13 protein-coding genes are annotated in these 11,394 nt (G+C 61.0%); 9 read left to right on the forward strand and 4 right to left on the reverse strand.

Annotation, left to right across the window (positions count from 1 at the left end; translation table 11 throughout):
- Nucleotides 1-153 precede the first annotated feature (153 nt).
- Both EN807_RS19265 and EN807_RS19270 read left to right on the forward strand, forming a co-directional pair.
- Complete coding sequence (locus EN807_RS19265) at nt 154-957, forward strand: Ku protein (RefSeq protein WP_135936253.1); 804 nt, start codon at nt 154-156, stop codon at nt 955-957.
- An 83-nt stretch (nt 958-1,040) separates the two neighbouring features.
- A complete protein-coding gene (locus EN807_RS19270; protein ID WP_135936254.1) occupies nt 1,041-2,039 on the forward strand; it encodes an ATP-dependent DNA ligase in 999 nt (332 codons plus the stop codon).
- Nucleotides 2,040-2,071: 32 nt separating this feature from the next.
- Here EN807_RS19270 and ligD read toward each other — a convergent pair whose 3' ends face one another.
- The 3 genes from ligD to EN807_RS19290 all read right to left on the reverse strand — a co-directional run bounded on the left by ligD (nt 2,072) and on the right by EN807_RS19290 (nt 6,182).
- A complete protein-coding gene (gene ligD / locus EN807_RS19275; RefSeq protein WP_135936255.1) occupies nt 2,072-4,621 on the reverse strand; it encodes a DNA ligase D in 2,550 nt (849 codons plus the stop codon).
- A gap of 3 nt (nt 4,622-4,624) precedes the next feature.
- Nucleotides 4,625-5,494, reverse strand: coding sequence for a Ku protein (locus EN807_RS19280; protein ID WP_135936256.1), 870 nt, complete (start codon nt 5,492-5,494; stop codon nt 4,625-4,627).
- 472 nt (nt 5,495-5,966) lie between these two features.
- Nucleotides 5,967-6,182: a KTSC domain-containing protein gene (locus EN807_RS19290; RefSeq protein WP_135936257.1), complete on the reverse strand. Its 216-nt coding sequence runs from the start codon at nt 6,180-6,182 to the stop codon at nt 5,967-5,969.
- Between the two features lie 151 nt (nt 6,183-6,333).
- Between EN807_RS19290 and EN807_RS19295 the strand changes: the two genes are divergently transcribed.
- From EN807_RS19295 to EN807_RS19310, 4 genes are all read left to right on the forward strand, one after another.
- Nucleotides 6,334-6,966: an alpha-ketoglutarate-dependent dioxygenase AlkB gene (locus EN807_RS19295; RefSeq protein ID WP_135936258.1), complete on the forward strand. Its 633-nt coding sequence runs from the start codon at nt 6,334-6,336 to the stop codon at nt 6,964-6,966.
- A complete protein-coding gene (locus EN807_RS19300) occupies nt 6,963-7,400 on the forward strand; it encodes a GFA family protein (protein WP_135936259.1) in 438 nt (145 codons plus the stop codon). Before EN807_RS19295 ends, EN807_RS19300 begins: the two co-directional genes overlap by 4 nt.
- A 30-nt stretch (nt 7,401-7,430) precedes the next feature.
- A complete protein-coding gene (locus EN807_RS19305) occupies nt 7,431-7,673 on the forward strand; it encodes a hypothetical protein (protein ID WP_135936260.1) in 243 nt (80 codons plus the stop codon).
- Nucleotides 7,674-7,840: 167 nt separating this feature from the next.
- Complete coding sequence (locus tag EN807_RS19310) at nt 7,841-9,103, forward strand: DUF763 domain-containing protein (protein ID WP_135936261.1); 1,263 nt, start codon at nt 7,841-7,843, stop codon at nt 9,101-9,103.
- A 52-nt stretch (nt 9,104-9,155) separates the two neighbouring features.
- On the opposite strand, the gene EN807_RS19315 is transcribed toward EN807_RS19310, so the two are convergent.
- The gene (locus tag EN807_RS19315; RefSeq protein WP_135936262.1) at nt 9,156-9,599 is read right to left on the reverse strand and encodes a PPC domain-containing DNA-binding protein; all 444 of its coding nucleotides are present in this window, start codon (nt 9,597-9,599) and stop codon (nt 9,156-9,158) included.
- Nucleotides 9,600-9,795: 196 nt separating this feature from the next.
- Between EN807_RS19315 and EN807_RS19320 the strand changes: the two genes are divergently transcribed.
- The 3 genes from EN807_RS19320 to EN807_RS37445 are packed head-to-tail and all read left to right on the forward strand — an operon-like array spanning nt 9,796 to nt 11,222.
- Nucleotides 9,796-10,638, forward strand: coding sequence for a TIGR02587 family membrane protein (locus EN807_RS19320; protein ID WP_127211765.1), 843 nt, complete (start codon nt 9,796-9,798; stop codon nt 10,636-10,638).
- The gene (locus EN807_RS19325; RefSeq protein ID WP_246684222.1) at nt 10,635-11,081 is read left to right on the forward strand and encodes a TIGR02588 family protein; all 447 of its coding nucleotides are present in this window, start codon (nt 10,635-10,637) and stop codon (nt 11,079-11,081) included. The genes EN807_RS19320 and EN807_RS19325 overlap by 4 nt, the downstream gene beginning before the upstream one ends.
- A 15-nt stretch (nt 11,082-11,096) precedes the next feature.
- Nucleotides 11,097-11,222 carry a hypothetical protein gene (locus EN807_RS37445; protein WP_281405211.1) on the forward strand — a complete coding sequence of 42 codons (126 nt, stop codon included), beginning with the start codon at nt 11,097-11,099 and terminating at the stop codon, nt 11,220-11,222.
- Nucleotides 11,223-11,394: the final 172 nt, after the last annotated feature.

The following is an 11,394-nucleotide window of genomic DNA, read 5'->3' on the forward strand; positions in this document are numbered from 1 at the left end:
TTGCCCCGAACTGCGCTTGCGCTCATCGGTTCCTTCTCGACCCGGAAAAATGATGGATCCTTGCTGGCGAGCCTTGGGAGCGCGACGAAACGATGCTGGAACAATCGATCACCTTGATGCGTTCGGCTGTATTACACCTGCCGAGGATCCTCGATGGCGCCGCGTCCTTTCTGGAAAGGCTATCTCAAGCTTTCGCTCGTGACCTGTCCGGTCGCGATGACGCCCGCTACCACCGAGAGCGAAAAGGTCCGGTTCCATACGCTCAATCGCAAGAGCGGGCATCGCGTCGTCAGCCAGTATGTCGACGCCGTCAGCGGCAAACCAGTTGCTGAAGACGACGAGGTCAAGGGCTATCAGCGCGGCGAGGACGAATACGTCCTGCTCGAGGAGGATGAGATCGACGCAGTCGCGCTGGAGAGCACGCGCACCATCGACATCGACATGTTTGTCGATGCCGACAGCATCGGCTGGATCTGGTACGACAAGCCCCACTATCTTACCCCTGACGATCCGGTCGGGGAGGAAGCATTCTCGGTCATTCGCGACGCGATGCAGTCGACAGGGACAGTCGGAATATCGCGACTGGTCATGTACCGCCGCGAGCGCGCCGTCATGCTTGAACCACGAGGCAAGGGCATCGTGCTGTGGACACTGCGCTATGGCGACGAGGTTCGCGATCCCGAGGATTATTTCGGCAAGATCGAAGACGCCAAACCCGACCCGAAACTGATGGATATGGTCTCGACCTTGATCGATGAGCGAACCAGGCAGTGGGATCCCGCCATGACCGGAGATCCCGTCCAGGCGCGGCTGCTGGAGATCATTGCCTCGAAGAAGAAGGGCAAGAAGCGTCCAGCCAAGGCGAAGGCCAAGGCCGAGCAACCGCCCAGCAACGTGATCAACATCATGGATGCGCTGCGCAAGAGCATCGGCTCGGAGGCCGGAAAGCGGAAATAAGCGCCTGGGAGCAGGCTGGGCTGGGACAAAGGCAGCACAATGAAGGTCATACCCCGCGATCCTGCTTTCGACAGCACCCGCCGATGACCCGCGATTTCCTCCTGCCGCTCGATACGCCTCCGATGGAGGCCAAGGCCGCCGATGCGATTCCCGAAGGAGACGGATGGCAATACGAGCGCAAATGGGATGGTTTTCGCTGCCTAGCATTTCGGCAGGATGATGCGGTGGAGTTGCGCGCAAAGTCAGGCAAGCCGCTCGGACGCTATTTTCCCGAACTCGTCGCGACATTGAAGGAACTACCGTCGCGCCGTTTTGTCGTCGACGGTGAAATCGTCATCTCGGTCGACGGCAAGTTTTCGTTCGACGCGCTCCAGATGCGGCTTCATCCCGCCGAGAGCAGGATCCGCAAGCTGTCCGCCGAAACCCCGGCTCGCATCGTCCTGTTCGACATGCTCTGCGATGAGCACGGAACCGTCTGGTTGGCGCGGACCCTGAAAAAACGGCGAGCGATCCTTGAGGCTTTCGTCGCTTCGGCAAACCGCAGGAACATCGTGCTTTCGCACTGTACGCGCGATGTGAAGGAAGCCCGCTCCTGGTTAGGGGCTGCCGGACATGGGGCGACAGACGGCGTGGTCGCCAAGCGGCTGGACGGTCCGTACCAACCGGGGGTGCGCGCGATGGTGAAGGTAAAGCGGTTGCGGTCGGCCGATTGCGTGGTCGGCGGCTTTCGCTATCTCAGCAACAGCCCGCAGGTCGGCTCTCTGTTGCTGGGTCTGTACAACCAGGCCGGCAAGCTCGATCACGTCGGTTTCACCTCGACCATTGCCAAGGACGACAGGGCCGAGCTTACCCGCAAACTCGAAGCGATGCGCGAGCCCTCCGGCTTTACCGGAAAGGCGCCGGGCGGGCCGAGCCGCTGGAGCACCGAGCGCAGCGGTGAATGGGAGCCGGTCCGGCCCGAATTGGTGGTCGAAGTACGCTTCGATCACGTCACCGGCGACCGTTTCCGGCATGGCACCAAGTTCCTGCGCTGGCGGCCGGACAAGGCTCCGGAACAATGCACGTTTGAGCAGATCGCCTGATTATTCCGATTCATGACTTCGTAATGCCGTCCTCAAGCCGCTTTCTTGCGCCGGTTTGCACGGTCTTCGATTGGCTCTGCGGCCGCTCGGAAATCCTGCCAGGGATCCAAGGACAGCGAGGCAAGCCGGGTCGGCGTGTTCTCGACGGTAAAATAGGCCGGTCCGATGCCGGGTCCGAGCTCGTCCCAGGCAAGCGGCATCGACACCGCTGCACCGGGTCGCGCTCTTGTCGAATAGGGTGCGACCGCGGTCGCACCGCGCTGGTTGCGCAGATAGTCGACGAGGATTTTTCCGCGCCGTTTGGATTTGGTGATGGTCGAGACGTAGCGGCCGGGACTGTCGGCGGCCATGGAGTCGGCTATCGCCTTGGTAAACGCCTTTACCACAGGCCATTCCGCTTTCGGCTTCAACGGCGCCACGACGTGCAGACCCTTGCCGCCGGAGGTCTTGATGAAGGGGACAAGCCCTGCATCCTTCAGCCGGTCGCGGGTCTCGACGGCGGCTTCGATCACCGCCTCCCAGCTCACGTCCTCGCCGGGGTCGAGATCCATGATGATCGTGTCCGGACGCTCCCAATCGCTTACCATCGAACCCCAGGGGTGGATCTCCAGCGCCGCCGATTGGACGAGACCGATCAGCCCATCGAGATCATTGATGCTGATCAGCCGCTCGTCGGGCGGATCCTTGGGGTCGTGAACCAGGACAATGTTGGGGTTGAGCCCCTTCCAGGCATGCTTCTGGAAAAACTGCTCGCCCGAAATACCGCTGGGGCATCGCACCAACGCCAGTGCCCGGCCGACGATGTAGGGCGACGCATAGCGCCAGACCTCGGCATAATAATCGGCGAGACCTTCCTTGGTCACGCCCTGGTCCGGCCAGTAGAGGCGATCGGGATGGGTGAGCTTGACGGTCCGACGCTGAGGTTTGGGTGCTGCCTTGCTCGTCTTCGGCGTTTCGCGGACGATCTCCTTCGCCGGCTTGTCTTCGCGTAATCCGCGGAATGAGGCGTGGCGCAGATTTCCGTCGGCGGTCCACGCCCGGAACTCGATTTCGGCGACGAGTTCCGGCCTGACATAGCGGACTTGCCGAGCCTCCTCGGCGGTCAGCCGTTCGTCGAACGGGGTTGACGGAATGCGTATTCGCTCGAGCTTCTTGAAGAGGCTCTCGGCAACCGCCGCCGTGTAGCCGGTGCCGACGCGTCCGACATGATGAAGCTTGCCGTCATCATAGACACCCAGGATGAGCGAACCGATCGCATTGCGCGAGGTTGTCGAGGGGACATAGCCGGCCACGACAAATTCCTGCCGCGCCGAGCATTTCGACTTCACCCAGTTCTTGCTGCGGCCAGAGCGGTAAGGCGCATCGCGAAGCTTAGAGACGATACCTTCCAGGCTCAGCCGGCAGGCGTGTTGCAGGACCAGAGCGCCATTCTCCTCAAAATGTCCGCTGTAGCTGATGATGCCGTTATCACCGCCGATGATCTTTTCCAGCAATTCCTTGCGGGTGATCAACGCAACGTCGCGCAGATCGTACCCGTCGAGATGAAGCAGGTCGAAGACGTAGAAGCGAAAGCGATCACTGCGGCCCTCGCTGAGATCGGCTTGCAGCGCGGAAAAATCCGAAGCGCCGGCGGAGGTCTCGACCACGAGTTCACCATCGATCAGCGCCGTCCCGACAGGGATATCGGCCAGCGCCGAAACGACCGCCTTTCCGAATTTCTTTGTCCAGTCGAGACCGCTCCGCGTCAACAATTTGACGCGACCGGCTTCGATCCTGGCCTGCAGCCGGTAGCCGTCGAATTTGATCTCGTGCAGCCAGCGTTCGCCGGACGGCGCGGACGAGACCAGGGTCGCCAGCGTCGGCTCGACGAAATCGGGAAGCACTGCCTTCTTGGCACCCTTGATCTTTGACGGTTCGGGAACGCTTACGGTTGCAGGCCGCTCTTCTGGTTGAGTTGCCCCCGTGCGGCCGCCGCGGCGCTTCCGAATGCGTCCCGTCTTGGACGACCAGCCGGGCTCTTCGCCGGCGACGTCCTCGATCTTGCGGCCGGTCGCGACGGATTCCGGCCGCTCGTCCAGAATGTCGGGATCACCTTCCGTGCGCGCGGCGTCATCGTCGCCTTTGATCAGCAGCCAGTTCTCGCGCTTCTCCCGCGGCTTTCCGGCCATCCGCACAAGATGCCAGCGGCCGCCAAGCTTCTCGCCGTGAAGTTCGAAATCGAGATGGCCTTTCGCATAGCCGCGATGCGCGTCGCCGATCGGCGACCAAGTGCCTCTGTCCCACAAAATAACGGTGCCGCCGCCATATTCGCCTTTAGGGATGGTGCCTTCGAAACCGCCATATTCCAAAGGATGATCCTCGACATGGACGGCAAGGCGCTTCTCGCCGGGGATCAGGCTCGGCCCTTTTGTGACGGCCCAGCTCTTGAGCACGCCTTCCATTTCGAGACGAAAATCATAATGGAGTCGGGTGGCATCATGCTTCTGTATGACGAAGCTGTTCCCGGTCCCGGGCGCCCTGCGGCCCTGCGGCTCCGGTGTAACGGAAAAATTGCGCTTCTTGCGGTAGGTCTCGAGCGCCATCGATCAGCCGGCCTTCCGACGCGGTGCTGTCTGCTTCGCCTTTGCGTGGCGCGCCGGCTTTGACTTTGCCGGGGGCTTTCTTGTCGAGGGCTGCTTGCCGCCAACGCCGGCACTCTGGCGCAGCGCATCCATAAGATCGACGACCTTCTCCCGCTTGGCCGGCTTCGGAACGGCGATCTTCTTGCCTTCGAGCTTTGCTTTCACAAGCTCGGCAAGCGCCGCCTCATATCGGTCGTCGAATTTGGTCGGATCGAATTTGCCCTTCTTGGTCTTGATGATGTGTTCGGCCAGTTCGAGCATCTCGCCCTCGATCTTCATATCGGGAATGTTGTCGAAAGCCTCCTCCGCCGAGCGCACCTCGTAGTCGAAGTTCAGCGTCGTTGCGACCAGGCCTTCGTCATAGGCCCGGATGAGCAGGGTCCGGATGCGCCGGAACAGGACGGTCTGGGCGATGGCAGCGACTTTCTTCCTGCGCATGCCCTCGCGGATCAGCCCAAAAGCTTCCTCCGCGTGTTTATCCGGCGGGGCGAGGTAATACGGCTTGTCGAAATACACGTCGTCGACATCGGAACAGCCGATGAAGGCCGAGACCGACAGCGTCTTGTCGCTCTCGGGGACAGCGGCTGCGACCTCATCGGGTTCGAGCACGACGTACTCACCCGAGCCGATCTCAAAGCCTTTGACCTGGTCGTCCTTCTCGACCGGCTTGCCGCTATCGCTGTCGACGAAGGAGCGATGCACCCTATGGCCCGTGGCGCGGTTTATTGTGTGGAAAGCGATCCGCTCTGAGGTTGAGGCAGCCGTATAGAGCGCCACCGGGCAGCTGAGTTCTCCAATTTTCAGAAAACCCTTCCAATTTGCTCTCGGCGCCAAGACGTTAGCCTCTCTGTCACAAGCATTGCAATGGAAATGCAACGTGGCGGCGCCGAGATTTGTTCCTTTGGCGCCTACACGGTGACGATCAGAAGGGTCCTGGGCCAGCAGACAACCCATTCCGCTGCAACCAAATTCACGACCCGCCGTTGTCGAGCAGAAAGTGGAGCGGTTGGCCATGATGAGACTATCGATGACGAGGCTATCATTTTTGTCGGCCCTGGTGGCGGCTCTGGCTTTGGCGAGTTGCAGCAACGAGGCCGGACCGATACAGGGCAACACCACTGAACCGACACAGAGCAATACCAACACCGTCGACCCAAATCCCGAGGTCGACAAGGATCCAAGGCCCAAGACGACCACGGGCGGCGATCAACCCGGAACCCCGCCGGCGCAATAAACGGTCGGATGGCGACCGGACCCTATGAGGCAGGCATTCCCGGTTTCATTACCGGCGACAAGGCACCCGGTCTCACCCCGACTGGCTCTGCTCGACCAGATGGTACCTATATCGATCGCGAATGAACGCGTTGAAGAACCGACCTTTTGCCGTGGCGTTGCGGAATGCAGCGTAGGTCTGCTGCGGCACGTCGTGGTAATCGTAGCGATATCCGCTTGGGACGAACCATACTGAGAGGGTCCTCGTCGCCGGATCGTAATTCATACGTTGGATAGCGGCTGAAGGCATTTCCCAACACTCGACCCCAACACTCGACGCGTCTGGGCAATAACCCGCCCCGGCAAGCCAGGTTCCGTCTCGTGAAGATATGGGACGATGATCAAGCGGGCTCGACGCCTCCGGTCTTGCCGCCGCCGGCCGGCTTCACCAATTAGGGTTGATGCCATCGCTCAAAACCAAGCAGCCGGAATTCGCTGGCCAAGGCGACCTGTTTCGTGCGCCCAACGATCTGCCGGAAGGATTTCACTATCAGCCGGAGCTGATCACCGCGGAGGAAGAGGCCGAGCTAGTGCGGCAGCTCGAAAGTCTCGCCTTCCAGCCTTTCGACTTTCATGGCCATCTCGCAAACCGGCGCGTCGCCGGTTTTGGCCTGCGCTACGATTTTGACCAACGCAAAGTCATCGAGGCGCCGCCTATCCCTGCTTTTCTGATGCCGCTCAGGGACAAGGTGGCGGCATTTGCGCGGCTGCCCGCCGATGCTTTCGTGCAGGTCTTGATCAACGAGTACCGGCCCGGCGCGGGTATCGGCTGGCATCGCGACAAGCCGCAGTTCGATGCCGTGGCCGGCGTTTCTCTTCTTGCGCCCTGCAGCTTTCGGCTCCGCCGGAAGAACGGCGTTGGATGGGATCGCCAGACCATCATCATCGAGCCAAGGTCGGCTTACCTGATGACGGGACCGGCGCGCACCGAATGGCAGCACAGCATCCCGCCGCTTTCCGAGCACCGCTACTCCATCACCCTGCGGACTCTGCACCCGCAACGGTCGCCTCGATCAGAAGCGACAGTTCGATGACCAGGATCGAGACCGGCTCCTGTTTTTGCGGTTCGATAACGGCTGAGATGCATGGCGACCCGTTCTGGATCTGCTCCGATCACGACGACGATTGCCGCAAGGCCATAGGGAGCCCGCTGACCGTCTGGGTCGGCTATCGACCGGCCCAGCTCAAATTGCTGACCGGCACGCCGAAGACGTTCTCGAGGACCCCAGGCGTGCTCCGCACCTTCTGCGCCGATTGCGGGACATCCATAGCCTATCTCGACCAGGGGCTTCCCGAAGAACTCTATGTGACGATCGGCTTCTTCGACCACCCCGAACGTTTTGCGCCGCAGGCTCATGCCTATTGGGACATGAAGCTGCCGTGGGTGGAATTTCGTGACGATCTGCCACGTGTGGGAAGATATTCAAGGCGGCGCGATCAGGCGGTCGGAAATCCCGCCGATCGGTAACCAGCAAAACGCCGCCGATGGGTCGATCTGGTGATACTGCGCGAACACCACGCTATTTTGGCGCTCACCTGGAAGGCGGCGGATCATGAAGAGCTTGACACGATCGCCGGGCCTTCCGGTTATCGAGCACGCCTGGTTGGAATGGAGCGGCGCCCAGATCGCGACAGGCCGGTGGTGTCGTTCGAGATCAGTTGGAGGCGGCCTGACAAGGCACCGCCGCCGACGGATTTGTTGGCATTGGTGGGTGAGCATTGCGAGATCGAAAAGTTTTGATGTCCTCAGCGAGGCCCGATAGCCGTTACAGTGCCCGATAACCGCTACAGTGAGCGGGCCGGGAACCAGAATCGAGCATCGGCAGCCTGAAACGGGCATCGCTTCTTCACGCCGCTTTCGATATATCTGTCGAGCGCAAGGCATAGATCGGCAACAGGCAGCAAGATTTGGCACAACGATCGGGTAGCGCAGACCTTCCACTTCATGGCGGACGCGTACCGAAATGGCTCGGCGACCGGATGACACGCCTTGGCGCGGTCATGTGCGAGGCGATCATTCACCACTACGGTCGCGAGGAGTTGCTGCGCCGACTGGCGCATCCCTTCTGGTTCCAATCGTTTGGCGCCGTCATGGGGATGGACTGGCATTCATCCGGCATCACGACCAGCGTCATCGGCGCCTTGAAACGCGGGTTGGCTCCGCTCTCCGGCGAACTTGGTATTCACGTGTGCGGCGGCCGCGGCGCGCATTCACGCAAGACCCCGCACGAGCTTGCCGTGATCGGCGAGCGCGTCGGCTTCGACGGAACAGGCCTGGCAACTGCCAGCCGGCTCGTCGCCAAGGTTGACAGCGCCGCCGTTCAGGACGGCTTCGACCTCTATCTGCATGGCTTTATCGTGACCAATGATGGCGACTGGGTCGTGGTGCAGCAGGGCATGAACGGCGACAGCAAGGTGGCGCGCCGCTATCACTGGCTGTCCGAAGGCCTGAAGAGCTTCGTCGACCAGCCGCATGCCGCCATCGAGGGCGCCAACCAGGGCGAGATCGTCAATCTGACCGACCGCCGCGCCGACGCTTCGCGCAAGGGACAGCTGGAACTCCTGCAGGACCTCGGACCGGATCGCATTCTGAGGGTATTCGCCGCGCTTGAGCATGACGTGGCTGCAGCGCCGGAGCCCGAACAGCCAATGCTGCCGCACCTGGTCATGCCGGCACACCACGATGTTCGCGAAAGCGATGTCGTCATGCGCCGCCTTCATGGGAACATGGCGGCGGCTGCCGAGCGTGGCCCCGCCGATTTCTCCGATCTTCTTCTGGTCCCCGGCGTCGGTGCGCGCACGGTGCGGGCGCTGGCGCTGGTTGCCGAGGTTCTGCATGGCGCGCCATGCCGGTTTTCCGATCCGGGGCGCTTCTCGCTGGCGCATGGCGGCAAGGACAGGCATCCATTCCCTGTGCCGCTGAAGGTCTATGACGAGACGATCGGTGTGCTGAAGTCCGCCGTCCACAAGGCCAGGCTCGGCCGCGACGAAGAAATCGGTGCCTTGAAGCGGCTCGACGATCAATCACGGCAGGTCGAACGCTATGCCACAGGCCCCAGCCTGAAGGAAATCGTTGCCGGAGAGTTCGATCAGTCGCATCTGCTCGGCGGCCGCAGCGTATTCGGCTGGGAGGCCGCACCCGAGACGCCCGCGGACATCAAACAAAACTGATAATCGGGTCCGGATCGCAATTCAGCGGACCTGGCCTGATCCGCATTCGGCTTCAGCCATCCAGATCGATCAAGGCGATCCCGAGTTCCGGGCGTTTTCTGCGGCGCAGGTGACCAGGCGCTTCCACCAAAGTGACTTCGAGTGTCGGCCGAACGATGCCTTCGAGCAGATGCCCGCCGCGCGTGGTGCCATCGCGCAACCCGAGCACCGCGTGGATGTGAAGGCTGGGCTTGCCGTCGTCGCCGATCGCGACATCGCCGATCGCGCTGAGCACCTCGCACTGTTCGCGGACCGGGATTTTGCGAAAAGTCTTTTGCCCAAAGTCGAACCAGCCGACGGTCGCCGTTTCGAAGGCGCCGAGCGCGGTCAGCGAGGCGCCGCCAATGTCCTGATCGATCGCGAAAGAGGTAAGCGCCGCGAACGCTTCCTCGCCAGGATCAAGCACCACCACGAATGTCCTTTGTCCGGCGCTTTCGGCGACGAGCTGCGATTTCATAGGTTCACTCCAGACACCGTGTCGGCTTTGCGTTGTGTTTCGATCGAGAGTTCGAACGGAAAGCTGGCTCGCGAGTTCCCAACAGTTTGGTCTGATTTGAACATCGTTGCGCCGTCTGACTATCGAAGAATGCAGTGGTCCGGAACAAGATCGCGCAGGAAACATTGTTCCCCGCAGCATCTCTGAGGGAGCGGACGTGGCGCCAACTGAAATCATCGTCAGGCGTGGGCCAACGCCGCGTGAGTTCTGGATTGGTCTTGGGCGCGCCTTCGCCGGAGCGTTGATCTTCGCCGTCCCGGTGCTGATGACCATGGAAGCTTGGGCGCTGGGATTTCACCTTCACCCACTGCGGCTCGCCCTGTTCCTCGCTGTCACTTTGCCAATGCTGGTGCTGCTGCACAAGTACGGAGGCTTTCGCCAGACGGTGGCGCTTCGCGACCGCATCGCCGATGCTTTTGTGGCCATACTTGTGGCCGCTGTGGCGGCTGCTGCGGTGTTTTTTATTTTCGGCATCGTGACCGTCGAAATGCCGCTACGGGAGGTGATTGGCAAAATAGCGGTGCAGGTTGTCCCCGGCAGTCTAGGAGCATCTTTGGCACGCGCTCAGCTTGGCCCGAGTTTGTTGGAGGAGGAGGACATTCCCGAGCCCGGCTACACCGGAGAGCTGTTCCTGATGGTGGTCGGAGCTCTGTTTCTATCGGTGAACATCGCACCAACGGAGGAGGTCGTCCTCATCGCTTACAAGATGCGCCCCTGGCAGGAAATCGCTCTGGTGGTGGTCACCCTCGCTCTCATGCACGCCTTCGTCTATGAGTTCGAATTCCGCGGCTCGCACAGTCCCGAGCCAGGCGCTGGATTCGTCAGCATCTTCTTTCGCTATGCAATCGTCGGCTATGTCCTGGTGATGCTTGTGAACCTTTATATCCTGTGGACCTTCGGCAGGACCGATGGCGCCGGCTTTTCGGAGACACTCAGTGCAGTCGTGGTTCTGTCGTTTCCTGGCGCGCTCGGGGCGGCGGTTGCGAGGCTCATTCTGTGACAAAGAATCCCGCAAAAGGCGACAAGCAACAGAAGCAGCAGTCCGACAACAAAGGAATGACACGCAAACCCGGGACTTCGGTCACGGAGTGGGTCGTGGTGGGGATAAGCTCGGTAGCCCTGCTTGCCGTGCTCACCTATCTTGTCGTCGATGGCTTGAGCACGCGCGATGGGACCGCCCGGATCGTTGTGCTGCCGCTCGCGGTCGCGGTCACCGATGGCGGCTATGTGGTCGAGTTCGCCGCCGCAAACAGGGCGGGGAAATCAGTTGCTGCTGTCGAGATCAAAGGTGAACTCCGCAATGGCGATGAGGTCGTCGAGGAGAGCAGCGCTACGCTCGACTATGTCCCACAGAAATCCCAACGGAAGGGCGCGTTGATCTTTCGTCGAGATCCCGAGGCCTATGACCTGCGCCTCTTTGCTAGTGGATACAGTGAACCCTGACCAGTCGAAAACGTCATGGATGAAATGGCTGTGGAACTCGGCATGGATCACGAGGTCAACCGGGCCGGCGTCAAGGGCTTTGGCGAACACTCGCAAGTGCGGTTTATCACGCCACCGGCAGGCGTATCCGCGATCTGCTGATCAGAATAGAGGATTTAATAGTATAGCTTGCTCCGGTAATGGATTGAAAATACAGAGATAACACTGTTTCGTTCAGACCTGTCCGAGTCGATTTGCGACGCTAATTGTGTCGGGCCACCAAATCGGAAATGGACGGGTCGCGAGTTACGATGTTGACCGCTTCGCCCTGCCG

It is taken from the genome of Mesorhizobium sp. M5C.F.Ca.ET.164.01.1.1 (assembly GCF_004792125.1).
Lineage (GTDB): Bacteria > Pseudomonadota > Alphaproteobacteria > Rhizobiales > Rhizobiaceae > Mesorhizobium > Mesorhizobium wenxiniae.